The organism is Chthoniobacterales bacterium (assembly GCA_036569045.1).
Lineage (GTDB): Bacteria > Verrucomicrobiota > Verrucomicrobiia > Chthoniobacterales > JAATET01 > JAATET01.
The window spans coordinates 1-24,917 of sequence record DATCRI010000007.1 but is presented as its reverse complement, the minus strand read 5'-3'; the positions used below and the strand labels follow the sequence as shown (position 1 = coordinate 24,917).

Below are 24,917 nucleotides of genomic sequence, written 5' to 3'. Positions count from 1 at the left end.
GCGGGGCATGGTGGAAATCAACAGTTTCACTGCGAATGCAGCGGGCGTGAACGCTGTCGGGCGCTTGATCGCCGAGACTTTCGCGCCCTTGGGATTCTCGGCCGTCACCGTGCCGGCGAAGGCTCCCGCGGGAACGCAGCGGGGCGACCATTTTTTTCTGGCGACGCCCCGGCGGGACGACCGGCCGACGCTGGCGCTCGTCTCGCACCTCGACACGGTCTTCCCCGAAGAGGAGGAGCGGCGCAACGATTTCCGATGGTGGCGGGAGGGACGGCGGATCTACGGACCCGGCACGAACGACATCAAGGGCGGCACGGCGCTCATCTGGCTGATGCTCGCGGCAATGCGCGCCGCGGAGCCGGCACTCTTCGTCGCGGCGAACTGGGTGGTGGCGCTGAATGCCTGCGAGGAGCTCGATTCCGAAGATTTCGGGGCGGCCTGCGCACAGCAGCTTCCGGCGGACCTCCGCGCGTGCCTGATTTTCGAAGCCGATGGCGGCGCGGATGACAATTGGGCGGTCGTGGCAGCGCGAAAAGGCCGGGCGACTTTCACGGTGCGCGTGGAGGGCCGGGGAGCGCACGCCGGCGGCGGTCATGCCCACGGCGCGAATGCCATCGTGCAGCTCGCGGAGACGGTCCGGCAACTGGCGGGCCTCACGGATTACGCCGCCGGGGTGACGGTGAACGTCGGGACGATTGCCGGCGGCACCGTGAACAACCGGGTGCCGCATGAGGCGACCGCGACGCTGGAAATGCGGGCCTTCGATCCGGAGGCGTTCGCGCGGACGCGGGAGGCCATCCTCGCGCTCGGCGGCGAGGGAAGCGTGAGCAGCCAGGACGGCCACGCGTGTCAGGTGACGGTGACGCCCGTCGATGAATGCCCGCCGTGGCCGGCAAACCCGGAGACGGAACGGCTGATTCGCGAATGGCAGGCGGCTGGCCGGGAGATGGGACTGACCGTGCAGCGGCAGGAGCGGGGGGGGCTGAGCGATGGAAACGTGCTCTGGCACCGCTTTCCGACGATCGATGGACTGGGGCCTCGGGGCGAGCATTCGCATTGCTCGGAACGCAGTGCCGACGGCCGCAAGGTGCCGGAGTGGGTGGATGTCGATTCCTTCGTGCCGAAGGCGGTGATGAACGCGCAGGCCATCGCCCGATTGCTCGCGAAAAAGGGGGACTAACCCTGCCGGATGCCGCTCGCGGCAAAAAAAGAAGCCCGCCGGCGATCGCTCGCGGGCGGGCTGGAAAGATTCGCTTCCGGAATCGCTTAACCGGCCGAACGGCTCGGATGAAGCAGCGCCGCGGCGTAGCGGTTTTCCACGCCGAGTTTCTGGAAGATGTGATCGATGTGATTCTTCACGGTGTGCGGGCTCACCACGAGGATCTGGGCGATGTCTTCGTTCGACTTGCCCTGGCAAAGCCAATAGTGCACCTCGCGCTCACGCTTGGTCAGGCGCAGGAGGCCGGCACTCTGCTCGGTCGCACTGAGCACCCGGACGCTCGGGTAGGAGCGGGGGATGAGGCGCGGCGAACGAGAGTCGGAACCGGCGGGAGGCTGGGGAACGAGGGTGTCGACACCGACAACGCCCAGGGTCTTGCCCGCGGCGAGAATGGGTGCGAGTTCGCTCGTGATCACGCAGACGGAGCCGGCGATCAGGACCGCGTAGGGATCCATTCCGCAGACCTCGCCGGTCTTCTTGGGAATCCAATACCAGTCGCCGCGGCCCTGCGTCTCGTAGCCGTGCACGGGGCTGAGCTCGAGGCGGCCATCCTTGCGGTGCCAGGAAGGAATGAAGCGACCGGTGGCATCGTGCGCTTCCGTGTTGCGGAATTCGTCGTCGCGGCCATCGAATTCATTGGGCTCCCAGACGCTCCAGACACTGAAAACTTCGGGGTGGCTTTCCAAGGCGTGGCGAAGGATCTCGGTATGGAGATCGCGGCTGACGATTCCCACGGAATGCAGCGCAGTGATGGTTTGGGCGAGGCGTTCGACGAAGAGTGGCATGGTGCGATGGGTTATCATAGGATACGTTTCCCTTGGGTGATTGGCGACCTTTTTTCTGTATTTTTTTAAGCTTCGATGAAACCCGGTTGCTGACTATCTGCCACGGGCAGATAATTTGTTGGTAAAATATTTCCTTGTTTTGTCCCTATGAGTGTGAGGCGGAAAGATGGCGGAGCAATCCCGGGGTGATCAGTCGAAAATCCTCACCCATTTGGGTGAAGCATTTGCGAGTCAGTAGGAATTGCGGAGGCCTCAGGTGCGCTCTTCAGCAATCACGGCGTAGCGACTTTCCACGCCGAGTTTTTGAAAAATGAGGCTGAGATGATTTTTCACGGTGTGGCTGCTGATGCCGAGAATGACGGCGATCTCATCGTTTGTTTTTCCCTGGCAGAGCCAGTAGTGGACCTCGCGTTCGCGGGACGTGAGAAGGCGCAATTTCTCCGCGGCCGCCGATCGACCAAGGGCGCGAAGCGCCGGCACGGTGGGGTCGGGGCGTCGTGCGGGCTGTGCGGCCAGATCGATCCCGACGACTCCGACGAACCGGCCCTGCTCGAAGAGCGGGGTGATTTCTCCGGTGATCCAACGTGGTTTTCCGGAGACCGGATAGAGGAAGGGCTGGGAAATCGCGCACGGCTGGCCGTAGCGGCGGGTCGTGGAATACCAGTCGCCGGGCGCGTGCGGTTCGTAGCCGGTGAGGGGCTCGCAGGCGAGTTCGCCGTTGGCGCGGTGCCAGTAGGGAACGAAGCGGCCGGAGGCGTCGTGCCCGACTGCGTTGCGGAAGTCCGCGTCGCGACCGTCGAAGGCGTTGGGTTCCCACGCGCACCAGACCGCAAAGCTCGCGGGATTGGCGATGAGAATTTCCCGTAGCATCTCGGAGTAAAGCGTGCGGCTTTTCACGCCGAGCGTGCGCAGGCGGGAGATGGTTTCGGCAAGGACTTCGACGGGACGATCGGACGGTTTCACGGAGCTGGGACTGGGGTTGGTTCCGGTGACAGCAACTTGCGTTCCCTGATTAGACGGGGGATCAAAAAAGCCGGGCATACTGGTTGATTTCCCACTGGCTGATGGATTGATGGTATTGCCGCCATTCCTCGCTTTTGTAGGTGATGAACTCCTGGCGCAGATCGGCGCCGAGAATCTCTTCGACAAAGGGATCCGCGGCAAACGCGTCCACCGCTTCCTTGAGGGTCTGCGGGAGTTCCCGAATGCCGCGCTCGGCGAGCTGGGCGGGGGTGAATTCGTAGAGGTTCTCCTCGTTGCTCGCGCCGGGATCGAGTCCTTCGCGGATGCCTTCCAATCCGGCGGCGAGAGCAAGAGTGGCAGCGAGGTAGGGATTGCAGGCGCCGTCGGCGTTGCGGGATTCCACCCGGCCACCGCCCATGGGCACGCGGACGGAATTCGTGCGGTTGTTCCGGCCATAGCTGTTGAAGACGGGCGCCCACGAGTAATAGGCCATGAGGCCGCGGCGGACGAGGCGCTTGTAGCTGTTCACGGTCGGCGCGAAGGTCGCGCAGAGGGCGGGGCCGTGGCGCAGGATACCGGCGATGAACTGGTAGCCGAGTTCGGTGAGCCCAAGGCCGCGCGGATCCTCCGCCGGGTCGCGCGCGAAGAGATTCGCGCCGGTGTGGGGATCGAAAAGCGACATGTTGAAATGCGCGCCGGTTCCGGTTTTGTCCGCGAAGGGTTTCGGCATGAACGTCGCGAGGAGGCCTTCCTCGGCGGCGTAGTGCTTCGCCATGAACCGGAAGAACGTGTAACGGTCGCACATCGTGAGCGCGTCCGCGTATTTGAAGTCGAATTCGAACTGCGAGTTGCCGTCCTCGTGGTCGAGCGAATAGAGGTCCCAGCCGAGGGTGTCGATCGCGGTCGCGACCTTGTCGAGCCACGGGTAACGATCGAGGAATCGCTTCACGTCGTAGCAGGACTTCACGAGGTCGTCGTCGGCGTTGGGAATCTCCAGGCGGCCGTCGGCGGTCTGTTTGACGACGTAGACCTCGCATTCGATGCCGAGATTGAAGCCGAATCCCATTTTCGCGGCCTCGGCGAGCTGTTTCTGGAGGGCAACCCGGGCGTTGATCTCGTAGGGCTGGCCGTGGAATTCGTTGTCGGCGGGAAACCACGCGACCTCGGGATTCCAGGGAAGCGGAAAGCCGCGGTCGAGGTCCGGCACGGAATTGATTTCGTCGTCGTTCGGGCTCTGGCCGAGTCCGTCGAGGGCGTAGCCGGTATAGAGTTCGCTGCCATGGGCGAAATGCGAAAAGTGGGAGAGTGGGACGACCTTGCCCTTCGGCACGCCGTGAATATCCACGTAGGCGCCGATGCAATATTTCACGCCTTTGGCGGCGAGATCGGCCTGAAGGGCTTCGATTTCGGAGTCGGATTTCATGATTACGTTATTACGAAATGCTGAGGGAGTAATACTGGTGTGGGCAAAATTTTTGAGGTCTCGGGGAAGGAGGTGAGAGCTATTCGACGTCGTCGCCGGCGAGGGTCATGCGGCCCATGGGCAGCTTGTCCTCTTCGGTTTCCGAGGGGGTGCCGTGGATCAGCGTGTCGAGACGCCCCTTGAGAGCCAGAAATTCCGGGGAGAGGAGTTGGTGGACGCTGCGGGGACGGGGGACGGCATTTTCGATGACTTCGCGCACGCCACCGGGATTTGTCCCGAGCACGAGGATGCGATCGGAGAGATAGATCGCTTCGTCCAAATCGTGGGTGATGAAGAGAATGGTGACATCGACCTTTTTCCAGATTTGCAGTAAATAATTCTGCATCTTGCAGCGCGTCATGGCATCAAGTGCGCCGAATGGTTCGTCCATGAGGAGGATTCGAGGCTCGTTGGCGAGAGCGCGGGCGATGGCGACGCGCTGCTTCATGCCGCCGGAGAGTTCGTGGGGATAGGAGTTTTCGAACTTCGCGAGGCCAACCATATCGATCCAGGAGCGGGCCTCGCTTTCGGCGGTTGCCTTGGTTTTGCCTCGCATTTCAAGGCCGAACATGACGTTGCGTTTGACCGTGAGCCAGGGGAAGAGCGTGTAACCTTGGAAGACCATGCCGCGGTCCGGACCGGGGCCGGAAACGGGATGGCCATCGAGCAGGATGTTGCCGCCGGTGGACTCGTCGAGGCCGGCCACAATGCGGGCCAGCGTCGATTTGCCGCAGCCGGACGGGCCGATGACGGTGATGAATTCGCGCCGGTGGATGTTCAGCGAGACGTTGTTGAAAACGACATGCCGTTCGTCGCCGGTGCCGAAGGCTTTCTCGAGATCCTGCACCTGCAGGATGACGGGGCGTTCGCGGATGCGCGCGAAACGGGCGGCGACTTCCGGGGATTGTTCACGGTAATCGGGCAGGTCGAGAAGGTGCGCGGACATGACAGATCAGGCGGTCGCGGGTTCGGCGGCGGGTTTCGGTGCGCGTTTCTTCCACCAGGTTTTCCGGGCGACCGCGGCGCCGCGGCGGCGCTTCCACGGGAAGAGTTTCGAGCCGAGGACGGCAAGAACGCGGTCGGTGGTGAAACCGATGATGCCGATCATGATGATGGCGGCGAAGACGTTGTCGTAGATGCGGTATTTCGCCTGCTGGTTGATGAAATACGTGATGCCGGAGCTGGCGCCGATGTATTCGGCGACGATGAGGTAGGTCCAGGCCCAGCCGAGCAGGATGCGCATGTCGTTGTAGAGGTCGACGGCGATGCCGGGGACGATGATGCGGAAGAGCAGGTGGAGGCGGTTGGCGCCGAGCGTCTGGGCGGCCTCGATGAGCGAGGTGTCGAGCTTGCGCGTGGTATTCGCGATGACGAGCACCTGCTGGAAGAAGGTGCCCAGAAAGATGATGGCGACCTTGGGAGGATCGTAAATGCCGAGCACCGCCACGGCGAGTGCGCCGAAGGCTGGCGCGGGCATGTAGCGGGTGAAGTCCACGAAGGGCTCCGTGATCCGCGAGATCGGCGCGTAAACGCCGCAAAGAATGCCGAGCGGCACGCCGATGAGCGAGCTGACCGTGAAGCCCCAGAAGATGACCTGAATGCTCTGCCAGAGGCTCTCGTGCAGCCATTTTTCGCCCTTGCGGCGCGGGGGTGTGGTGAAGCTCTTGTAGAACGAGATGGCGACCTCGTGGGGGGCCGGGAGGAAAACGGGATTGGCTGGTCGGCCGGTGGCGATGGGCAGACCGGCGTCGCGCATCTTTGCGTTCTCCGCCTTGAAGATTTTCCGGTCGATCAGGGTGCCGGGATGGAAATAGGAGACCCCGCCGGGTTCCTTGATCTCGACGAGCGGATGCCAGACGAAGGGCACGTAGCTCACGATCGCCCAGGCGATGAGCGGAAGAAGGAATGAGGCCCAGAGAAATGCGGCCTGTCCGGAGGCGGGCAGTTCGCCATAGGGCTTCAGCCACGGTCGCCGGGGGGCTCGTTTTCTGGATTCGGTCATCGGCCTTGCGGGATTTTGAGAAAGAGGGTGAGGACGCCGGCTGGAGGAGCCGGCGTCCGCGAAAGAGGAGTTATTTCAGCGAGCTGGTGATCGTGGGATCGATGTAATCCGCGGTCGGCTGCGGCTTCTCGTAGACCTTGTTCGCGACATTGAACTCGTCGACGACGATGTTCGATCCGTAGACCGAGTCGAGACCCTTGCCGACCTTGAGAGCGGCCTGCGCCTCGGGAAGGGTGAGGATCTTCGTGCCGTTCACAAAGGCCTTGTATTCTTCCGGCTTCAGATTCACGCGGGCCGACATGATCTTGATCGCGTCTTCGCGGGTGGCGGGATCGTAGAAATACTTCACGACCTTATACCAGACCTCGGCGACCTTCTTCCATTCGTCGGGATGGGCGGAGAGGCTGGACGGACTGACGGCGAGCACGTCGTAGATCAGACCGGGGACGTCCTTGCTGGTATAGATCGCCTTCGAGCCGGGAACGGCCTTCAAGGCCTGACCGGAGCTGGGCTGCCAGGCGCCGATCGCATCGACGTCGCCCGAGGCGAAAGCCTTCGGCGTTTCGCCAGTGGGGACGTTCACGAGCTCGACGTCGGACTCGGTCATCCCGTTGGCCTCGAGCGCCTTGAGCAGGAGGAGGTGATCGACGAAGCCGACCTCGACGCCGATCTTCTTGCCCTTGAGGTCCTTCACGCTCTCGATGCCGGGCTTCGCAACGATCATGTCGTTGCCGTTCGAGTAGTCGTTGATGATGATGGCCTTGCTCGGGGCGCCGGTGGCGCCGGTCACGAGAGCGTCGCCATTGGTCATGCTAACGGCGTCGAGTTTGCCGGCGGCGAAGGCTTCCATCGACGGAACGTATTCGAACCATTCGAAGTCGACATCGAGGCCGGCTTCCTTGAACCAGCCTTTCTGGATGGCGATTTCCCAGGCGACCCAGCCCGGCCAGTCGCTGTAGCCGATCTTGAGCGGTTCGGCGTTGGCGGCGGTGATTCCCACGGCAAGCGCGGCAGCAAGGGCGAGACGGCGGAAGGAATTTTGAAGGCGCGGTGTCTTTTTCATCGGGTGATTCAATGAGGTGGTAGTATTACGACTTTTAAAGTTCGTAATACGCGTTGCAGCACACGCCATGCCACCACCGGAGAGGTGAGGACATTTCCTGAAACGGAAAATCGCGGATCACGCGATCCGGGCGGGTCGCGAGGCCGATTACGGCGACCTTTGCGAACCGGGGTGATTTCGCACCCCGGGGTTGCCGATGCCGATGTTTGCTCGCTCAGTAGCTCTGGGGGGTGAGCTTCGTCTTCCCGCGGAAGATGTAATAGATGCAGACCGTGTAGGTGAGCACGATGGGGATGCCGATGCAGGCGATCACGAGCATGATGCCGAGGGTCTTGGGCGATGAGGCGGCGTTCGTGATCGTGAGGCTGTTTTCCGGCAGGGGATTGGACAGCACCATGTTTGGAAAATAGGTGCCGCCGAAGGCCGCCATCATGAGCGCCATGCCGATGCAGGAGGACAGGAAGGCGTTGAAGTCCCGTCCGCGGCTGAACTCGCGAGGAATGTTCAGGATGACGAGCACGGCGGCTGCCATGATGATGAGGATCCACGGGCGAGCCTGCACGGTGTGATAAACGTGCGGCAGGGCGATGAGGGTGTAGAAATTGAAGAGGATGTAGGCGGCGAGGAAGAGGCCGATGAGCGTGGGCACCCAGCCGCGCACGAGCGCGTGGAGTTCGCCCTCGGTCTTCATGACGAGATAGATCGCGCCGTGCATGGCGAAGAGGAGCACGACAGTCACGCCCATGAGGAGCGCGTAGGGGTTGAGCAGGCCGAGCAGGGTGCCGGTGAACTCGTGGTCGGCATCCAGGGGGATGCCGCGGACGATGTTCCCCATCGCGACGCCGATGAGAAACGCCGAGAGCGTGCTGCCGAGGGCGAAGAGAATGTCCCACATCTGCCGCCACCAGGGCCACGGCTCCTTGCTGCGGAACTCGATGGCCACGGCGCGAAAGATGAGTGCGCACAGCAGCGCCATGAAGGGCAGGTAGAAGCCGGAAAACACCGTTGCATAAGCCTCGGGAAAGGCCGCGAAGAGTGCGCCGCCGCCGGTGACGAGCCACACCTCGTTGCCGTCCCACACGGGGCCGATGGCGTTGAGAAACAGGCGGCGATGCTCGTCTTTCCTCGCGAAGAGTTGCAGGGTGCCGACGCCGAGATCGAAGCCGTCGAGCACCGCGTAACCGGTGAGCAGGACGCCCACGAGAATGAACCAGATGAGGTTGAGATCCATGAGGCAGGGGTGGGTTCAGTTTTGCGGTGGCGGGCTCAGGTCCGTGCCTCCTGATCGTCGGTGCGCAGCACGGCCTTCCAGCTGTCCGTCAATTCGTGATGGCCGCCCTCTTCTTCGTCGGGGCCGTGCTGGATCTTGCGGGTGAGCAGATAGACGAAGAGGATAAAGAGCAGGATATAGACTGCGGCGAACATGAGGAGCGATATGACGATTTGCTCCGCGGTGACCGCCTTCGAGAGCGCCTGGGAGGTCTTCAGCAATTCGTAAACAATCCAAGGCTGCCGGCCCATTTCCGCGGTGAACCAGCCGGCCTGATTTGCGATCTGCGGGCCGAGGACCGAGAGCACGCAGCCCCATAGCAGCAGACGGGTCGGCAGCCAGTCGGTGCGGAAAAGCCAGCCGCGCCACCAGAAGAACATCGCCACAGCGACCAAGGCGAAGAGCGCGCAGCCGACGGCGACCATGAGATGGTAGAATTGAAAGACCGCCGGAACGATCGGCCAGTAGTTGCGGCGGATGGCCGGCAGCTCCTGCGGGGTGGCCTCCGGATGATGGCGGAGCAGGAAGGCGTCCGAGGGGAGGTCCTTCAGGCCGACGACGGGCTTGGCGGGATCGTGATAGGTGAGAAGGCTCAACAAGCCGGGAATCTCCAGGGCATGCGTCGTCTCGGTCTTCGGATTCACCCAGCCGACGAGGCTGAGGGGCGCGAAGGGCTGCGTTTCGTAGAGTCCCTCGAGTGCGGCGAATTTCACGGGCTGGTTCCTCGCGACGCCTCCCGCCGTGAGGTCGCCGCTGACCATCTGCAGCAGGGTGGCCACGGTCGCAAAGGCGAGACCGACCTTCAGGGATGCTTTGGCGAAGACCGTGTGCCGGCCGCGGAGTAGAAAATACGCACTGATGCTGACGACGAGGAATGCGCCGGCCATCCATGCGCCGAGCACGACATGGGTGAGGCGGTCGACCGACGAAGGGTTGAACACCATCGCCCAGAAGTCGTCCACCACGGCGCGCACGCTGCCGAGATCCGCCGGGACCACGGCGTGGTCGGGTGGCAGGCGCACGGGTTGTCCGTCAACCATCCGCTCGAGATGGTAGCCGGCCGGCGTCTGCATCCAGGAATTCGCCACGACGATCCAGACTGCGCTGAAGTGCGCGCCGAGGCAGACCATGCAGGTCGAGAAGAAGTGCAGCTTCGGGCCGACCTTGTTCCAGCCGAAGAGCAGGACGGCGAGGAAGCCGGATTCGAGGAAGAAGGCGAAGATGCCCTCCGCCGCCAGCGCGCTGCCGAAGATGTCGCCGACGAAGCGCGAATACGTGGCCCAGTTCGTTCCGAACTCGAACTCCATCACGATGCCGGTCGCCACGCCGATCGCGAAGGTGAGCGCGAAGACCTTCGTCCAGAAGCGCGCCATGTTGTGAAAGAGGATGTTTCCGGTCTTCAGCCACAGGCCCTCCATGATCACGAGGGCCACGCCAAGTCCGATCGAAAGCGGCGGGTAGATGTAATGAAACATCACCGTGAATGCGAACTGCGCCCGAGCGAGGATTTCAGTCGTCACGGACGGCAGTTAAGCACGGGTTGATGAAATCCGCTATAAGATTTTCTAATACCTTGCGCCGGCGGCCATTTCTCGCCACGTGCGGGACGTTGAGAACCAATGGGTCGCTGAAATGGGCTCGTTGATATCCGCGAGCGGTCGATCCTGCGAAAGCCGGTTGTGGGCGCGATCGCGGGATTTGACAGAGGGAGGAGAAACCTCCAAGCCTTGGGGGTTCTTCCCATGAAAAATCTCCTCCTTGGCGGCGCTGCGGCCGTCCTTTTGCTGGTCACGACTGGATGCGACAAACAGCCGGCTGGAGCGTCGAATGCGCCCGGGGGCTCCGAGAAGATCAGGATCGGCTTCCTCGTGAAACAGCCCGAGGAGCCATGGTTCCAGACGGAATGGGCGTTTGCGCAGAAGGCGGCGGACGAAAACGGGTTTGAGCTGATCAAGATCGCGACGCCGGATGGCGAGAAGGCGCTGGCCGCGATCGACAATCTCGCAGCGCTTGGCGCGAAGGGCTTCGTGATCTGCACGCCGGACGTTCGGCTTGGGCCGGCGCTGGCGGCGAAGGCGCAAATGGCCGGGATGAAGTTCATGACCGTGGACGATCAGTTCGTCGGCCCGGATGGAAAGATCATGGCCGACGTGCCGCACCTCGGCATGTCGCCGTGGGACATCGGCCACCAGGCCGGAACGCTCGAACTGGCTGAGATGAAAAAGCGGGGCTGGAAGCCCGAGGAGACTGCGGCATGTGTCTCGAGCTTCGACGAGTTGGACACCGCGAAGCAACGCACCGACGGCGCGACGGCGGCGCTGATCGCCGGCGGCTTCCCGAAGGACAGGATCTTCCAGGCGCCGAACAAGACGACCGATCTGCCCGGGAGTTTCGACGCCGTGAACGTCTGCCTCACGCAGCATCCCGAGGTGAAACACTGGCTGATCGTCGGCATGAACGACAATGCGGTGCTCGGCGGCGTGCGGGCCACGGAGGGACGCGGATTCAGCCCTGCCGACGTGATCGGCATCGGCATCAACGGCACCGATTGCCAGAGCGAGTTTCAAAAACCGGCGCAGACCGGGTTTTACGGGTCGTTGCTGCTTAGCCCGAATCGCCACGGCAAGGAGACGGCGATGCTCGTCTATCGCTGGGTGAAGGATGGGGTCGAGCCGCCAAAGGAGACCTACATCAAGTCGGCGACGCTCATCACGCGCGATAACTGGCAGGACGAACTCCGGAAACAGGGAATGCTCCAGTAGCGTCGCGACCCGTGACGGCCGGCTATCTCCAGTTCAAGGGCATCAGAAAGCATTTTCCCGGCGTGCGGGCGCTGGATGGCGTGACGTTCGGCGTCGCGGAGGGAAGCGTCCATGCCCTGATGGGGGAGAACGGTGCGGGAAAAAGCACGTTGCTGAAGACGCTGAGCGGCGCGCATCGGCCGACCGATGGCACGCTCGTGATCGGCGGCGTGGACTGCGCATTTGCCTCGACGGCGGATGCGATCCGGGCGGGTGTGGCGGTGATTTATCAGGAGCTCCATCTCGCCCCGGAGCTCAGCGTCGCGGAGAATCTTTTCCTGGGCCATCTGCCCGCCCGTGCAGGCTGGGTCGATCGCCGCTCTCTCCTCGAGGCTGCCCGCCGGCAGCTCGAGATCCTCGGGGAGGAGATCGATCCCCGGGTGAAGGTCGGGTCGCTTTCCATCGCGCAACGGCAGATGGTGGAAATCGCGAAGGCGCTTTCGAGAGATGCGAAGATCATTGCCTTCGACGAACCCACGAGCAGCCTGACCGCGCGCGAGTCGGAGCGCCTGTTTCGCGTCATCGCCGATCTCCGAAAGCAGGGGCGGGTGATCCTCTATGTCTCGCACCGCATGGAGGAAATCTTCGCGATCTGCGACGCGGCGACGGTGTTGCGCGACGGGCGCCACGTGGAGACCTTTGCGACACTGGACCGGGTCGAACCTGGGACACTGATCAGCCGGATGGTCGGTCGCGCCATCGACGACATCTTTCACTACGAGCCGCGCGCCCGGGGAACGGCGGCGCTCGAGGTGACGCAAATGCTCGGGCCGGGGCTGCGCGAGCCGGCGAGCTTTTCCGTTGCGAAGGGCGAGATCGTGGGCTTCTTCGGCCTCGTCGGTGCGGGCCGCAGCGAACTGCTCAAGCTCATTTATGGCGCCGAGCGCACGAAGTCGGGCCGCGTGGCGGTCGACGGGCGCGCGGTGACGATTCGGCGGCCGCAGGATGCGATCGGCGCGGGAATTGTGCTGTGCCCCGAGGATCGAAAGAAGGAGGGCATCGTGCCGATTCGGTCCGTGATGGAAAATCTCAATCTCAGCGCCCGCCGGCACCATGCGCGCGCGGGTTTCATCAACGAAAAATGGGAGCGCGAGAATGCGGGCCGGCACGTGCGGGCGCTCGGTGTCAGGACGCCATCGCTCGAGCAGCCCATCGTCCACCTCTCCGGCGGCAATCAGCAGAAGGTCATTTTGGCGCGCTGGCTGAGCGAGGAGGTAAAGGTCATCATGCTCGACGAGCCGACGCGCGGCATCGACGTCGGCGCGAAGAGCGAGATCTATTCGATCATCTACGATCTCGCAAAACGGGGCGTCGGCGTGATCGTCGTTTCCAGCGAACTGCCCGAGGTCATGGGCATTTGCGATCGCATCCTCGTCATGCGGCAGGGCGTCGTCGTCGCGGAGGTGTCCCGCGAGGACGCGACGGCCGAAAAGATTCTCTCCCTGGCGCTTCCCGTTTCCACTCCGCCGCCGAACGCCTGAACCTTTTTCGAATCCTTGTGAATTCCTCGCCGCTTACCATCCGTCAACATCTGGGAAAACTTTGTGAAAACATGGGCATGCTCGCCGTGTTTCTCGTGCTGTTCGTCGGCGTTTCCCTCTTCGTTCCGAACTTTCTGAGCGTGATCAATATGCGGGGGCTGGCGCTTTCGGTGGCCACGGTGGGCATCATCTCGTGCACGATGCTCTTCTGCCTCGCGGCCGGGGACTTCGACCTCTCGGTGGGGTCCGTCGTGGCCCTGTCCGGCGTGCTTGCGGCGGTCGTCATCAATGTCACCCACAACGTCTTTCTGGGAATCGCCGCCGGAATTGCCGCAGGCGGACTCGTCGGACTGGTGAATGGCACCGTCGTTGCCGGGATCGGGATCAATGCGCTGATCACGACGCTCGCCACGATGCAGATCGTGCGCGGCTTCTCCTACATCGTCAGCGATGGCAAGGCCGTGGGAGTCGGCGAGAGTTCGTTCTTCACGCTTGGGATTTCCAGCTTTCTGAGCATTCCCACGCCCGTGCTGATCATGGTCGCCTGCTTCGTGGTGTTCGGAATTCTGCTCAACAGGACGATCTTCGGCCGGAACACGCTGGCCATCGGCGGCAACGCGGAGGCAGCGCGCCTGGCCGGCATCGACGTCACTCGCACGAAGATCATCATTTTCACCCTGCAGGGGCTGATGGCGGGCTTTGCGGGAGTGATCCTGGCCTCACGGATGACGAGCGGCCAGCCGGCGACGGCGCAGGGCCTCGAGTTGCAGGTCATCTCCGCGTGCGTGCTGGGCGGAGTCTCGCTCACCGGCGGAGTCGGCACGATCACCGGGATGATTGTCGGCGTGCTCATCATGGGCACGGTGCAGAATGCGATGAACCTGCTGAACGTGCCGCCATTCTATCAATATGTGGCCAGTGGCAGCATCCTTCTCGCTGCCGTGCTGTTTGATCGATTGAAACGGCGGCGCTGATTCCGACGCGCCCGTTTTGCGTCAAAAGCGCTTCCCGACGCCCCCGAAGGCGGTAAATGACGGGCGTTCCTTCATGAGATCCTTCTGGTTTTGGTCTCGCTCCTTATCGGGCGGGAAGCCGGTGGAGCGACCTTTGGCGCCGGAAGGATCGGAGCGCGATCGATATTGCCAACTGCCGCCAGGAGCCTGCGTGGAAATCGGGATTGCCGGGATTTTTCGCGGCGTTCGATTTGCCGCCGTCTTCTCCCTCGTCACCCGCTCCACTCAGGCGGGTGAAATCGGGCAGCCGGATGCGGAATTCGCATTTCCGCGATGTCCCGAAGATCATCTTGGGAAAACCGCCGGTGAGGGGGGGATTCGAACCCCCGGTAGCCTTTTGGACTACGGCGCTTTAGCAAAGCGCTGCTTTCGACCACTCAGCCACCTCACCCAGGCGGGCTGCCAATAAAGCCGGATTGCCCGGGCGGGTCAAACAGGAATCGGCGCCCGGGCGTTGGTTTTCAGCGCGCGCCGAACCGGTAGATCGTGGTGGACGCAAACGTCTCCCCGGGCCGCAGCGTGGTGGACGGAAAATGCGGATGGTTCGGGCTGTCCGGGAAATGCTGCGTCTCGAGGCAGAAGCCGCCGCGCCAGGGATAGACGCTCCCGCCTTTGCCGGGCTCGTCCCGCAGGAAATTGCCGGAGTAGAATTGCATGCCGGGCTCGGTGGTGAGCACTTCGAGCACGCGGCCGCTGCCGGGTTCGTAGACCTCGGCGACGGAGCGGAGGCCTTCGCCATCGAGAACGTAGTTGTGGTCGTAGCCTCCGGCGTCGAGAAGCGGCTGGAACGGCGCGTCAATGCGATCGCCGATGCGCGTGGCGGTGCGGAAATCCATCGGCGTGCCGGCGACTTCCGGGAGATCGCCCGTCGCGGCGAGACCGGCATCGGTCACCGTGAAGCGTCCGGCGCGGATGAGCATCTCGTGGTCGAGGATGGTGCCCCGGCCGGCGCCGGCGAGATTGAAGTAGGTGTGATTCGTGAGATTCACGATGGTCGGGGCGTCGGTGGTCGCGCGGTAGTCGATGCGCAGGGAATTCGTGTCCTCGAGCGTGTAGGTGACTTCGACCGCAAGCGTGCCGGGATAGCCCTGGTCGCCGTCGGGACTGACGAGGGTGAACCGCAGGCCATTGTCCAGAGGCTTCGCGTCCCAGACCTTGCGATCGAAGCCGTGGCCGCCGTGTAGGGAGTTTTCGCCGTTGTTGAGGGGCACGTAATACTCCTTCCCGTCGAGCGTGAACCTCCCCTTCGCGATGCGGTTGCCGAAGCGGCCGATCGTGGCGCCGAAGTAGCAGGTGCCTTTTTCCCACTCCCCGATGGTGTCGTAACCGAGGGCGATGTCGGCGAGAGTCTGGTCGCGGTCCGGCGCGAGGATGGAGATGATGGTTGCGCCGTAGTCGGTGAGTTCCACGACCATGCCGGCGGCGTTCCTGAGGCTGTAGAGGTGGACTGGCGTGCCGGATTGGGTGTGGCCGTAGGGGCGAGAGGTGAGGGAGGGCATGAAAAAGAGCTAAACGGTGGGAGTGGCGGCGGCGGGGTCCGGGCGCAGCCAGAGGGTGCGCTGCGGGAAGGGAATCTCGATTCCGGCCTCGTCGAAAGCTTTTTTGATCTGCGCGCGCAATTCCCGGCCCGCGGGCCATTGCTTGCCGGGAAGGACCTTCATCCAGGCGCGGATCTGCACGGAACTTTCGGCGAGATTCTGCACGCCGAGGACCTCCGGCGGCTCGAGCACCGTATCGGGATTTGCGGCGGCGTAGTCGTCGAGCAGCCGCTTGAGCAGGGCGGTGACGGCGTCGATGTCCGCGCCGTAGCCGACATCGAGATCGAGAACGAGGCGGGACCAGTCGCGGGTGAGCACGGTCACGCGATCGATCTGTCCGTTGGGAATAATGTGCACGCTGCCATCTCCATCTCTCAGGACGACGGTGCGGAGGTTCAACTCCTCGACCGCTCCGGAGTTCGCTCCGATTTTGACTACGTCACCTACCGAAAACTGCTGTTCCAAGATGACAAACACGCCACTCAGGATGTCCTTCACAAGGCTTTGCGCCCCGAGGCCGATCGCCACGCCGGCGATGCCCGCACTCGCGAGCAATGGCCCCACCGCGAAACCGAGCGCCTGGAAGATCATCAGCGCGGCCACGATGATCAGAGCGATCGTGAGCACGGCTTCGAAAAGGTTGGCGAGCGTCGTCTGGCGCTTCGAGAGCATGAGGTCGAGCAGGGGATCCTTCCCGCGCGGTCGCACGGCGATGGAGACGGAGCGGCGCACGAAGGCCCGGCCGACCTTCAATCCCACGAAGAGCAGCACGAGGACGAGCACGATGCGCAGGCCGTCGGTGACGAACCAGTCGACAGCGTCGTTCGTGTGTTTCGTCCACCACTCCGGCGAGAGCGGCGGCAGCGGGGATGCGGCGGTTTTTGCGACGGCGGGGTCGGCCATGGCGGAAGTCTGGCGGGGTCCCGTTGCGGGCGCAAGGGGAGGGTGCTACCGTCCGCGGATGAATTTTCGCGCCGCGCTGGCTGGCCTGTTTTTGTTTGTGACGGCCCTGGGCGCGGCCCACGCGCAGGTTTACCAGGGCCGCACGCTCGTCGAGCCGGCGCTGATCGCGGACACGACCGCGATCGTCCCCGGGAAGCCGTTCCGCGTCGGCCTGCGCCTGAAGATGGCGCCGGAGTGGCACACGTATTGGGAATATGCGGGCGACGCGGGCATCCCGACGCAGATCAAATGGGATCTGCCGCCGGGCTTTGGCGCGGGGCCCATCGAGTGGCCGCTGCCCGAGGCCATCCTCGAGCCCGGCGACATTCAGGTCTATGCCTACGGCGGCGAGATCCTGCTTCTCCAGACGATCCAGCCGCCGGCGAATCTCGGGCCCGGCGCGAGCGTCACGCTCCGGGCGAACGCCTCGTGGCTCGTGTGCGCCGAGATCTGCATCCCCGGTAAAGCCGCGCTTTCGCTCGATCTGCCCGTGGCGACGCAGGCAGAGCCCGCCAATGTCGAGGCGTTCGCACAGGCCGCAAAACGCCTGCCGTCGCCGGAAGCGCCGCCGTTCGAGATTTTGTGGACGCGATCCGGCGGCACGCTGACCGGAAGTTTCCCCGTCCCGGAGGGAACGACCGGCGTCGACTTCTTCCCGCTGCCCGGGAAGGACCAGGAAGTCGGGCACGCCAAGATCGAGAAAGCCGGGGAAGGCTACATTCTCCGCATCGACACGAAGGGCGACCTGCGCGGAGTGATCGCGGTGAAGAACTCCACCGGTGAACGCGGCTGGTGGGTGACCGCCTCTGCGCCGAGCGCACCCGCCGCTTCGGAAAATCCAGAATCCGAAATCCGAAATCCAAAATCGTCCCTCTCCGCTCTGCTCGCGGCGCTCTTCTCCGGATTCCTCGGCGGCATCATTCTCAACCTCATGCCGTGCGTGCTGCCGGTGATCTCGCTCAAGATCTTCGGCTTCGTGCGGCAGGCGGGGAGCAGTCACCGGAGCATCGCGCTGCACGGCTTCGCCTTCGCGGCCGGCATCTTCGCGTGGTTTCTCGCGCTGGGCCTCGTGATTGTCGGGATCAAGGCCACGGGCGCGCAGGCGACGTGGGCGTTTCAGTTCCAGAATCCGTGGTTCAATCTCGGCATCGCCACGCTCGTCTTTGCCTTTGCGCTGAATCTCTTCGGCGTCTTCGAGCTCACATTGCCTGGCCGCGCGACCAGCGCATTGAGTGAAGCCAGTGGCCGCGAGGGCTACGGCGGTTCGTTCTTCCAGGGCGTCTTCGCGACGCTGCTGGCCACGCCCTGCACGGGCCCGTTCCTCGGCTCGTCGCTCGGCTTCGCCTTCACGCAGCCCGCGCCGATCACGCTGCTGCTTTTCGCCAGCATCGCGACCGGCATGGCACTCCCGTATCTCGCGCTCTCGCTGCAGCCCGGCTGGGTGCGGTTCCTGCCGAAGCCCGGCGCGTGGATGGAGCGGCTGAAGCAATTCATGGGCTTCCCGCTGCTCGCCGCCCTGCTCTGGCTGCTCTACATCATCGGCGGCCAGCGCGGGCCGCGCGCGATCATCTGGGCCGCGGCTTTCCTGCTCGTGCTCGGGCTTGCGCTCTGGATCTACGGGCTCGTTTCCGCCCCGCATATCCGGGGCCGCGCCCGCGCGATGGGGCTGTTGGTGGCGCTGGCGTTGGTGGGCGGCGCGGGCTGGCTGTTCCTCGGCCAGTATTTCGCGAACGAAAAACTCGCGCCGGCCGCGGGAGCCGCGATCGAGAAAAACGGCGACGGCATTCCGTGGCAGCCCTACTCGAAGGCCGCCGTCGACAAGCTCCTCGCCGAGGGAAAGCCGGTGTTCATCGACTTCACCGCCGACTGGTGCCTGAGCTGCAAATTCAACGAGCGCACCGCGATCGATGTGCCCGCCGTGCGCCGGAAGATCGCCGAGCTCGGCATCGTGCCGATCAAGGCCGACTGGACGAATGCGAACCCGGAAATCACCGCTGCCCTGCAACGTTTCGATCGCGTCGGGGTTCCCTTCTACGTGCTGTATCCCGCCGGAAAATCCGACGCGCCCATCACGCTGCCCGAGCTGCTCACCGAGTCGCTCGTGCTCGATGCCCTCAGCCGCGCGAAATGAACCCTCAACGTCATCCCATCATGAAAATCCCCATCCTCGCCACCGTCGCCCTTCTCGCCGTCACCGCAGCGCTTCGCGCCGCCCCCGAGATCGGCCAGCCCGCCCCGAACTTCACGCTCAAGGACAGCGACGGCAAATCCGTCTCGCTCGCCGACTTCAAGGGCAAGACCGTCGTCCTCGAATGGTTCAACGAGGGTTGCCCCTTCGTGAAGAAGCACTACGGCTCCGGCAGCATGCAGAAGACGCAGAAGCAGGCCACCGACGACGGCGTCGTCTGGCTCTCGATCGTCTCCTCCGCCCCCGGCAAGCAGGGCTACCTCACGCCCGAGGCCGCCGCCGCGAAGAAGAAGGAGATCAATTCCACCGCGCTGCTCCTCGATCCGGACGGCGCCGTCGGCCATCTCTACGAGGCCCGCACCACGCCGGACATGTTCGTGATCAACGGCGAGGGCACTCTCGTTTACAAGGGCGCGATCGACGACCAGCCGAATCCCGATCCTGCCACCCTCGAAGGCGCGAAGAACTACGTCGTCGCCGCGCTCGCGGACCTCAAGGCCGGCAAACCCGTCACCACCGCCGAGACGAAGTCCTACGGCTGCTCGGTGAAATACTGAGCCGCGGCTGGCGGGAAGATTGCGCGTTGGAACCCGGGCTTGTGCCTGCCTCGGGTTCTCGCGCACACTGGCGATCCTCTCCGCCATGCCAAAAGACCGCGTCAATCTCGCCGAGCTCGACCAAAACACCTCGCTCGCCGAGGCCGATTACAAGGACAAGCTGAAGAAATATCAGCTCAAGCTCCTCAACCAGCAGCTCGTCCTCCGCGAGTCGAAGCGCTCGCTCGTCGTCGTCATGGAAGGCCCCGACGCCAGCGGCAAGGGCGGCGCCATCAAGCGCCTCGTCGAGCGGCTCGACCCGCGCCTGCACCGCGTCTACTCGATCATCAAGCCCACGCCCGAGGAATATTGCCACCACTACATGTGGCGCTTCTGGAACAAGCTTCCGCCCTACGGAGAAATGGCCGTCTTCGATCGGTCCTGGTATGGCCGCGTGCTCGTCGAGCGCGTCGAGAGCTTTGCCACCGAAGTCGAGTGGAAGCGGGCCTACCGCGAGATTAACGAATTCGAGCGCCAGCTCCACGACGACGGCGCGATCATCGTGAAGCTCTTCCTCCAGATCTCGAAAGACGAGCAACTCCTCCGCTTCCGCCGCCGCGAGGCGGACCCCTACAAGCACTGGAAAATCAGCGACGAAGACTGGCGCAACCGCAAGAAGTGGGACGAACACATCACCGCCGCCGAGGACATGTTCGAGAAGACCTCGACCGACATCGCCCCCTGGACCGTCATTGCCGCGAACTACAAATGGCACGCCCGCGTCCGCGTGGTGAAAACAGTGCTGGACGCGGTGGAAACGGCGTTGGGATAGATTCTCGCCTGCGGCGGATGTTTTAAACCGTCGGGGTGGAAGATTTTGCCCCTACCGGTTTGGACGCTTCCGGGGGTCAAGGAACGCTTGTCAAAAGGTGAAAGCGGAAGGCGGCCTAGTTCTCGGAGGACTGGCCGGCGCGGGGGGCGTCGGCGGGAATGGGGGCTGCGGGCGGAGGGATGGCGCTCTTGCTGCGGATCTTCGGGAGGGCCTGGATGGCTTCGTCCTGCGGGAGGAGTTCCTTGGAGAGGCCGAGCAGGGCGTCGCGGGTGGGCTGGGCGATCTGGTAGGTGGCGGTGATGGCGCCGGCGCCGGGCGGGATGAGGGCGACCTTGTCGCAGGAGAAGCAGACGAGGAGGTAGAGAATCGCGGTCTTGTCGGTCGGGCCGGTCGGGCGGAAACGGATGGCGACGCCGGGGCGCATGTGCTCCTCGTTTTTCTCGGCGGTGAAGGCGGCGGGATCGGTGAGCGCGGCGAGCAGGGCGGCGGATTTTTCGGCGGGGATGGAGACGGATTGGCCGATGACTTCGTAGCCGGCGACGAAGGCGAGGCCGGCGAGGCGCTGGTTCGGCGGCGTGTCGCTGGGCATGAGCCGGAGGATCTCGGCGGGGGTCCAGCCGGCGAGGATTTGCGCGGGGGTGTCCGCGGCGCGCAGCGGGAGGGCGAATGCGGCGATCGCGAGGGCGAGGAGAAATTTCATGGGGCGGGCCGGAGGGCGGCGAGGGATCAGCGGCTGAGCTCGAGCATGCGCCGGATGGGGAGCTCGGCGCGAGCGCGGAGATCCTCGGGGATGATGATCTCGGGCGTGAGGTTGAGCAGGCAGTCGTGGAGCTTCTCCAGCGTGTTCATCTTCATGTAGCGGCAGTCGGCGCAGGCGCAGGCGTCCGTCGGACCGGGGATGAAGGTCTTGCCGGGAATCTCGCGGCGGAGGCGATGGAGCATGCCGCTCTCGGTGACGATGATGAATGCGTCGCAAGCCGTGTCGCGGCAGTAGCTGATCATCTTCTCCGTGGAGCAGACTTCGTCGGCGAGCATGCGCACGGCGTAGGTGCACTCGGGATGGGCGACGACCTGCGCGGCCGGGTATTGCTCGCGGATCTTCGCGACGCTGTTGCGGGTGAACTCGACGTGGACGTAGCAGTTGCCCCGCCAGAGGTCCATCTTGCGGCCGGTCTTTTCCATCACCCAGCTGCCGAGATTCTGGTCGGGCACGAAGAGGATGTTCCGGTCCTTCGGCGCGGCTTCGACGATCTTCATGGCGTTGCCGCTGGTGACGATGACGTCGCTGAGGGCCTTCACGCCGGCGGAGCAGTTGATGTAGGCGATGACGTAGTAGTTCTTCTCGGCGTTTTCCTCGAGGAAGGCCTGGAGCTGCTCGGGCGGGCAGGAGTCCGACAGCGAGCAGCCGGCATCCATGTCGGGGATGACGACGGTCTTCGTGGGATTCACGATCTTCGCGGTCTCGCCCATGAAGTGGACGCCGCAGAAGGCGATGACGTCGGCGTTCGTCTCGGCGGCGTGGTAGCTGAGGCCGAGGCTGTCGCCGACGTAATCCGCGAGTTCCTGGATCTCGCGATCCTGGTAATTGTGCGCGAGGATGACGGCGTTGCGCTCCTTTTTGAGGGCGAGAATTTCTTCAACGAGATCGGTCGAGACCATGGGGAAATGTAATGCGAAATCGGGATTGCGGAATGCGGAAGTGCGCCGCAATTCCCGTTCCCGCGCGGGGAATCAGGCCGTGAGTTTCGCGACGGCTTCCTCGAGGGTGGCGAGGTTCGAGATCGAGAGCACGGGCGTGCCCTTGCGAATGCGGCTGACCAATCCCGCGAGCACGCCGCCGGGGCCGAGCTCGATGAGGAGGTCGCATTTCTCGTGGTCGAGGAGATACTCGATGCTCTCGGTCCAGCGGACGCTGCCGGTGACCTGGTCTGCGAGGGTGCGGCGGATTTCGTCGGGCTCGGAGACGGACACGGCGTCGACGTTGCAGACGACGGGAACGCCAGGCGTGGTGATGGCGGTCTCTTCGAGCGCGGTCTTCAGGCGCTGGTAGGCGGACTCCATGAGGCGGGAGTGGAACGCGCCGGCGACGGTGAGCTCCACGGCCTTGCGGGCGCCGTAGTCCTTCGCGAGCGAGACGGCGAGGGCGACCTTCGGGGCCTCGCCGGAGATGACGATCTGTCCCGGGCAGTTGAGATTCGCGACGTCGACGTCGGCGGCCGCGGCGAGGTTGCGGATGGCGCTTTCGTCCGCTCCGATGACGGCAGCCATGCCGCCGTGGGTCTCGTCGCAGGCGTCCTGCATGGCGCGGGAGCGCTTCGCAACGAGGTCGAGACCGACCTCGAAATCGAACGTGCCGGCGGCGGCGTGGGCAGTGAATTCCCCGAGCGAAAGCCCGGCGGCAGCGTGGAACGTGAAGTCGGGCAGGCGTTCGCGCAGGGCGACGAGGCAGGCGAGGCCGTGAACGTAGAGGGCGGGCTGGCAGATGGCGGTGCGGGTGAGTTCCTCGGCGGGACCCTCGAAAACGATCTCGCTGAGCGCGTAGCCGAGCTGGGCGTCCGCGCGGGAGAAAAGATCTGCGGCGGAGGGGGAGGCGGCGACGAGGTCCTTGCCCATGCCCACGGTTTGAGCACCCTGGCCGGCGAAGAGGAGAGCGATTTTTTGACTCATAAGTTTCGAGAGAGGGCGATGAGCCTAGCGACCCTTTCGGCCGCGCGCACCAGTAAAACCTTCGCATCGCGAATGGAGTCGGCGGCGGCCATGGGGCCGTCTGCGAGGGCGAACGTGGCGTCGAAGAAGTCCTCGAGGCGCCGGTCGCTGCGAATGGCGCCGGCGAAGGCGATCACGGGTTTGCGCGCCCGCTGGGCGAGATGGGCAATGCCGCCCGGGCCCTTGCCATCGAGCGTCTGGGGATCGAGCAGGCCTTCGCCGGTGATGACGAGGTCGACTTCGCCGATGAGGCGGTCGAGTTCCATCAGCTCGGCAAACGTGTCGAAGCCGGAGCGGATTTTGGCGCCGAGAAACGACTGGAGGCCGAAGCCGAGTCCACCGCCCGCGCCGCTGCCCGGCGTGGAGCGAAAATCGCAGAACAAATCGCGCTGCACGACATCGGCGAGATGCCGAAGAGCGCGCTCGAGCAGATCGACGGTCTCGGGCGAGGCGCCTTTTTGCGGGCCGTAGCCATGGCTGGCGCCGTGGTCGCCGAGCAGCGGAATCCGCACGTCGGAGATGACGACGATCTCTGAAACGAAGACGCGGGAGGGGTGCTCCACCCGCGCGATTTCGTGGAAATTGCGAGGCGAGGGGGTGAGGGGAGAGCCGCGTTCGTCGAGGAAACGCGCGCCGAGTGCGAAGGCGGCGCCCGCGCCGGCGTCGTTCGTCGCGCTGCCGCCAAGTCCGACGATGATGCGTTTCGCACCGCGCCGGGCGGCATCGATCATGAGCGTGCCGGTGCCGAAGGTCGTGGCCTGCAGGGGATCATACTCCTCCTCGCGCAGGCGCCACAGGCCGCTCGCGGCGCTCATTTCGATGACGGCTTGGTGCATGCTGGGCGTCCATCCGTAAGTCGCGGTGATCGGACGGCCGAGGGGGTCGGTGGTCTCGCATTCGACCATCTGGCCGCCGAACGAGCGCACGAAGAGTTCGGCCGTGCCCTCGCCGCCGTCGGCGAGCGGGAGCTTGTGAAGGCGCACGTCGGGCAGGGCGCGATCGAAGCCCTCGCAAATGGCGTCCACCGCCTCCATCACGGTGAGCGAGCCCTTGAACTTATCGGGCGCGACGAGGATCCGGAGATTGTTGCGCGGGTGGTGGGCCATGCTCCTGGGGGAAGAGGAAACCGGAGGCCGGTTCGGTGGAGAACGTGGAACGATTTCGCGGTGAAGGCGATCCCGAATTACCGGACGACGCGGAAAATCTCGAACGGACAATTCGGCGTGGCCTGCCGGCCGGAACGCCGGCATGCTGCGGACGTGCAAATCGGTCTCGATAGTTTTGTCGCCACGGCTCCCGACCCCGTCACCGGCGTCCGCCTCGATCCTGCGAAGCGGCTCGCAAACCTGCTCGAGGAAGTCGCTCTGGCCGATCGGACGGGTGTGGATGTCTTCGGGATCGGTGAGCATCACCGCGAAGGCTTCGCCGACTCGGCGCCGGCGGTGCTGCTCGCGGCGGCGGCCGCACGCACCGAAAGAATCCGGCTGACGAGCGCGGTGACGGTGCTCAGCGCGGACGATCCGGTGCGGGTGTTTCAGGATTTTGCGACGCTCGACCTTCTCTCAGGCGGGCGGGCGGAGATCATCGTCGGGAGAGGGTCGTTCACGGAGGCCTATCCGCTCTTCGGGCTTTCCTTCGAGGACTACGACTCGCTCTTCACCGAGAAACTCGACCTCCTGCTCCGCATTCGGAAGGACCGCAAGGTGCATTGGAGCGGGCGCCACCGGCCGGCGCTGAGCGGGCAGGAGGTGCATCCGCGACCGATCCAGAATCCGCTGCCGATCTGGATCGGCGTCGGCGGCACGCCGCAATCGTTCATCCGCGCGGGTGCGCTCGGCCTGCCGCTGATGGTCGCGATCATTGGCGGCCAACCGCACCGGTTTCGCCCGCTCATCGACATGTATCGGGAAGCCGGCCGGCGGGCCGGGCATCCGGCGGAGTCTTTGAAGGTCGGCGTGCATGCGCTCGGTTACGTGGCGGCCTCGGACGACGAGGCGGCGGAGGATTTCTTTCCCGGCTGGGCCCAGACGTTCAGCGAGATCGGTCGAGAGCGGGGCTGGCCGCCGACGACGCGGGCGCAGTTCGAGGCTGGTCGCGGACCGGCCGGGGCGTTGCT

The 24,917-nt window shown here is 64.3% G+C and carries 22 protein-coding genes and 1 tRNA gene; 8 read left to right on the top strand and 15 right to left on the bottom strand.

The genetic code is table 11. From position 1 onward, the window contains the following. The first annotated feature begins 7 nt into the window (after positions 1 to 7). Entirely contained in the window at positions 8 to 1,180 is a 1,173-nt protein-coding gene (locus VIM61_01015; protein HEY8898982.1) for a M20/M25/M40 family metallo-hydrolase, read from the top strand. An 86-nt stretch (positions 1,181 to 1,266) separates the two neighbouring features. Here VIM61_01015 and VIM61_01010 read toward each other — a convergent pair whose 3' ends face one another. The 8 genes from VIM61_01010 to VIM61_00975 all read right to left on the bottom strand — a co-directional run bounded on the left by VIM61_01010 (position 1,267) and on the right by VIM61_00975 (position 10,284). Then, positions 1,267 to 2,004: a LuxR C-terminal-related transcriptional regulator gene (locus VIM61_01010; GenBank protein HEY8898981.1), complete on the bottom strand. Its 738-nt coding sequence runs from the start codon at positions 2,002 to 2,004 to the stop codon at positions 1,267 to 1,269. Positions 2,005 to 2,256: 252 nt separating this feature from the next. Beyond that, positions 2,257 to 2,967: a LuxR C-terminal-related transcriptional regulator gene (locus tag VIM61_01005; protein ID HEY8898980.1), complete on the bottom strand. Its 711-nt coding sequence runs from the start codon at positions 2,965 to 2,967 to the stop codon at positions 2,257 to 2,259. Between the two features lie 61 nt (positions 2,968 to 3,028). After that, positions 3,029 to 4,390, bottom strand: a complete 1,362-nt coding sequence (glnT, locus tag VIM61_01000) for a type III glutamate--ammonia ligase (protein ID HEY8898979.1) — start codon at positions 4,388 to 4,390, stop codon at positions 3,029 to 3,031. A 79-nt stretch (positions 4,391 to 4,469) separates the two neighbouring features. Continuing rightward, positions 4,470 to 5,375 (bottom strand): ABC transporter ATP-binding protein, encoded by a 906-nt coding sequence (locus tag VIM61_00995; protein ID HEY8898978.1) that lies wholly within the window; start codon positions 5,373 to 5,375, stop codon positions 4,470 to 4,472. Between the two features lie 6 nt (positions 5,376 to 5,381). Continuing rightward, positions 5,382 to 6,431 carry an ABC transporter permease subunit gene (locus tag VIM61_00990; GenBank protein HEY8898977.1) on the bottom strand — a complete coding sequence of 350 codons (1,050 nt, stop codon included), beginning with the start codon at positions 6,429 to 6,431 and terminating at the stop codon, positions 5,382 to 5,384. A 70-nt stretch (positions 6,432 to 6,501) separates the two neighbouring features. Then, positions 6,502 to 7,494, bottom strand: coding sequence for an ABC transporter substrate-binding protein (locus tag VIM61_00985; GenBank protein HEY8898976.1), 993 nt, complete (start codon positions 7,492 to 7,494; stop codon positions 6,502 to 6,504). Positions 7,495 to 7,708: 214 nt separating this feature from the next. Continuing rightward, on the bottom strand, positions 7,709 to 8,725 hold the full coding sequence (gene cydB / locus VIM61_00980) for a cytochrome d ubiquinol oxidase subunit II (GenBank protein ID HEY8898975.1): 1,017 nt from the start codon (positions 8,723 to 8,725) through the stop codon (positions 7,709 to 7,711). Positions 8,726 to 8,760: 35 nt separating this feature from the next. Next, positions 8,761 to 10,284 carry a cytochrome ubiquinol oxidase subunit I gene (locus VIM61_00975; protein ID HEY8898974.1) on the bottom strand — a complete coding sequence of 508 codons (1,524 nt, stop codon included), beginning with the start codon at positions 10,282 to 10,284 and terminating at the stop codon, positions 8,761 to 8,763. 222 nt (positions 10,285 to 10,506) lie between these two features. On the opposite strand from VIM61_00975, the gene VIM61_00970 reads away from it, so the two are divergent. The 3 genes from VIM61_00970 to araH are packed head-to-tail and all read left to right on the top strand — an operon-like array spanning position 10,507 to position 14,020. After that, the gene (locus VIM61_00970; protein HEY8898973.1) at positions 10,507 to 11,526 is read left to right on the top strand and encodes an arabinose ABC transporter substrate-binding protein; all 1,020 of its coding nucleotides are present in this window, start codon (positions 10,507 to 10,509) and stop codon (positions 11,524 to 11,526) included. Positions 11,527 to 11,537: 11 nt separating this feature from the next. Further along, positions 11,538 to 13,046 carry an L-arabinose ABC transporter ATP-binding protein AraG gene (gene araG / locus VIM61_00965; GenBank protein HEY8898972.1) on the top strand — a complete coding sequence of 503 codons (1,509 nt, stop codon included), beginning with the start codon at positions 11,538 to 11,540 and terminating at the stop codon, positions 13,044 to 13,046. A 17-nt stretch (positions 13,047 to 13,063) separates the two neighbouring features. Further along, positions 13,064 to 14,020 carry an L-arabinose ABC transporter permease AraH gene (gene araH, locus VIM61_00960; protein ID HEY8898971.1) on the top strand — a complete coding sequence of 319 codons (957 nt, stop codon included), beginning with the start codon at positions 13,064 to 13,066 and terminating at the stop codon, positions 14,018 to 14,020. Positions 14,021 to 14,362: 342 nt separating this feature from the next. On the opposite strand, the gene VIM61_00955 is transcribed toward araH, so the two are convergent. From VIM61_00955 to VIM61_00945, 3 genes are all read right to left on the bottom strand, one after another. Then, a tRNA-Ser gene (locus VIM61_00955) sits at positions 14,363 to 14,450 on the bottom strand. A 70-nt stretch (positions 14,451 to 14,520) separates the two neighbouring features. Beyond that, positions 14,521 to 15,558 carry an aldose epimerase family protein gene (locus tag VIM61_00950; GenBank protein ID HEY8898970.1) on the bottom strand — a complete coding sequence of 346 codons (1,038 nt, stop codon included), beginning with the start codon at positions 15,556 to 15,558 and terminating at the stop codon, positions 14,521 to 14,523. Between the two features lie 9 nt (positions 15,559 to 15,567). Continuing rightward, positions 15,568 to 16,500, bottom strand: a complete 933-nt coding sequence (locus VIM61_00945; GenBank protein ID HEY8898969.1) for a mechanosensitive ion channel family protein — start codon at positions 16,498 to 16,500, stop codon at positions 15,568 to 15,570. Between the two features lie 58 nt (positions 16,501 to 16,558). On the opposite strand from VIM61_00945, the gene VIM61_00940 reads away from it, so the two are divergent. From VIM61_00940 to VIM61_00930, 3 genes are all read left to right on the top strand, one after another. After that, positions 16,559 to 18,670 (top strand): thioredoxin family protein, encoded by a 2,112-nt coding sequence (locus tag VIM61_00940; GenBank protein ID HEY8898968.1) that lies wholly within the window; start codon positions 16,559 to 16,561, stop codon positions 18,668 to 18,670. 20 nt (positions 18,671 to 18,690) lie between these two features. After that, positions 18,691 to 19,284, top strand: coding sequence for a thioredoxin family protein (locus VIM61_00935; GenBank protein ID HEY8898967.1), 594 nt, complete (start codon positions 18,691 to 18,693; stop codon positions 19,282 to 19,284). An 85-nt stretch (positions 19,285 to 19,369) separates the two neighbouring features. Beyond that, positions 19,370 to 20,095 carry a UDP-galactose-lipid carrier transferase gene (locus VIM61_00930; GenBank protein HEY8898966.1) on the top strand — a complete coding sequence of 242 codons (726 nt, stop codon included), beginning with the start codon at positions 19,370 to 19,372 and terminating at the stop codon, positions 20,093 to 20,095. A 115-nt stretch (positions 20,096 to 20,210) separates the two neighbouring features. On the opposite strand, the gene VIM61_00925 is transcribed toward VIM61_00930, so the two are convergent. The 4 genes from VIM61_00925 to VIM61_00910 form a co-directional block, all read right to left on the bottom strand. Next, positions 20,211 to 20,795, bottom strand: coding sequence for a hypothetical protein (locus VIM61_00925; GenBank protein ID HEY8898965.1), 585 nt, complete (start codon positions 20,793 to 20,795; stop codon positions 20,211 to 20,213). 26 nt (positions 20,796 to 20,821) lie between these two features. After that, positions 20,822 to 21,754: a quinolinate synthase NadA gene (gene nadA / locus VIM61_00920; protein ID HEY8898964.1), complete on the bottom strand. Its 933-nt coding sequence runs from the start codon at positions 21,752 to 21,754 to the stop codon at positions 20,822 to 20,824. Positions 21,755 to 21,826: 72 nt separating this feature from the next. Further along, positions 21,827 to 22,762 (bottom strand): ACP S-malonyltransferase, encoded by a 936-nt coding sequence (fabD, locus tag VIM61_00915; GenBank protein ID HEY8898963.1) that lies wholly within the window; start codon positions 22,760 to 22,762, stop codon positions 21,827 to 21,829. Further along, positions 22,759 to 23,907, bottom strand: a complete 1,149-nt coding sequence (locus tag VIM61_00910; GenBank protein ID HEY8898962.1) for a glycerate kinase — start codon at positions 23,905 to 23,907, stop codon at positions 22,759 to 22,761. The genes fabD and VIM61_00910 overlap by 4 nt, the downstream gene beginning before the upstream one ends. Positions 23,908 to 23,967: 60 nt before the next feature. On the opposite strand from VIM61_00910, the gene VIM61_00905 reads away from it, so the two are divergent. Then, on the top strand, positions 23,968 to 24,917 hold a 950-nt coding region (locus VIM61_00905; GenBank protein ID HEY8898961.1), incomplete at its 3' end, for an LLM class flavin-dependent oxidoreductase.

What these genes read in the sequence shown, in the direction of transcription:
- VIM61_01015 (HEY8898982.1), top strand. Translation starts at nt 8, where the DNA reads ATGGTGGAAATCAACAGTTTCACTGCGAATGCAGCGGGCGTGAACGCT.
- VIM61_01010 (HEY8898981.1), bottom strand. Translation starts at nt 2,004, where the DNA reads ATGCCACTCTTCGTCGAACGCCTCGCCCAAACCATCACTGCGCTGCAT.
- glnT (HEY8898979.1), bottom strand. Translation starts at nt 4,390, where the DNA reads ATGAAATCCGACTCCGAAATCGAAGCCCTTCAGGCCGATCTCGCCGCC.
- VIM61_00995 (HEY8898978.1), bottom strand. Translation starts at nt 5,375, where the DNA reads ATGTCCGCGCACCTTCTCGACCTGCCCGATTACCGTGAACAATCCCCG.
- VIM61_00990 (HEY8898977.1), bottom strand. Translation starts at nt 6,431, where the DNA reads ATGACCGAATCCAGAAAACGAGCCCCCCGGCGACCGTGGCTGAAGCCC.
- VIM61_00985 (HEY8898976.1), bottom strand. Translation starts at nt 7,494, where the DNA reads ATGAAAAAGACACCGCGCCTTCAAAATTCCTTCCGCCGTCTCGCCCTT.
- cydB (HEY8898975.1), bottom strand. Translation starts at nt 8,725, where the DNA reads ATGGATCTCAACCTCATCTGGTTCATTCTCGTGGGCGTCCTGCTCACC.
- VIM61_00970 (HEY8898973.1), top strand. Translation starts at nt 10,507, where the DNA reads ATGAAAAATCTCCTCCTTGGCGGCGCTGCGGCCGTCCTTTTGCTGGTC.
- VIM61_00950 (HEY8898970.1), bottom strand. Translation starts at nt 15,558, where the DNA reads ATGCCCTCCCTCACCTCTCGCCCCTACGGCCACACCCAATCCGGCACG.
- VIM61_00945 (HEY8898969.1), bottom strand. Translation starts at nt 16,500, where the DNA reads ATGGCCGACCCCGCCGTCGCAAAAACCGCCGCATCCCCGCTGCCGCCG.
- VIM61_00940 (HEY8898968.1), top strand. Translation starts at nt 16,559, where the DNA reads ATGAATTTTCGCGCCGCGCTGGCTGGCCTGTTTTTGTTTGTGACGGCC.
- VIM61_00935 (HEY8898967.1), top strand. Translation starts at nt 18,691, where the DNA reads ATGAAAATCCCCATCCTCGCCACCGTCGCCCTTCTCGCCGTCACCGCA.
- VIM61_00930 (HEY8898966.1), top strand. Translation starts at nt 19,370, where the DNA reads ATGCCAAAAGACCGCGTCAATCTCGCCGAGCTCGACCAAAACACCTCG.
- VIM61_00925 (HEY8898965.1), bottom strand. Translation starts at nt 20,795, where the DNA reads ATGAAATTTCTCCTCGCCCTCGCGATCGCCGCATTCGCCCTCCCGCTG.
- nadA (HEY8898964.1), bottom strand. Translation starts at nt 21,754, where the DNA reads ATGGTCTCGACCGATCTCGTTGAAGAAATTCTCGCCCTCAAAAAGGAG.
- fabD (HEY8898963.1), bottom strand. Translation starts at nt 22,762, where the DNA reads ATGAGTCAAAAAATCGCTCTCCTCTTCGCCGGCCAGGGTGCTCAAACC.
- VIM61_00910 (HEY8898962.1), bottom strand. Translation starts at nt 23,907, where the DNA reads ATGGCCCACCACCCGCGCAACAATCTCCGGATCCTCGTCGCGCCCGAT.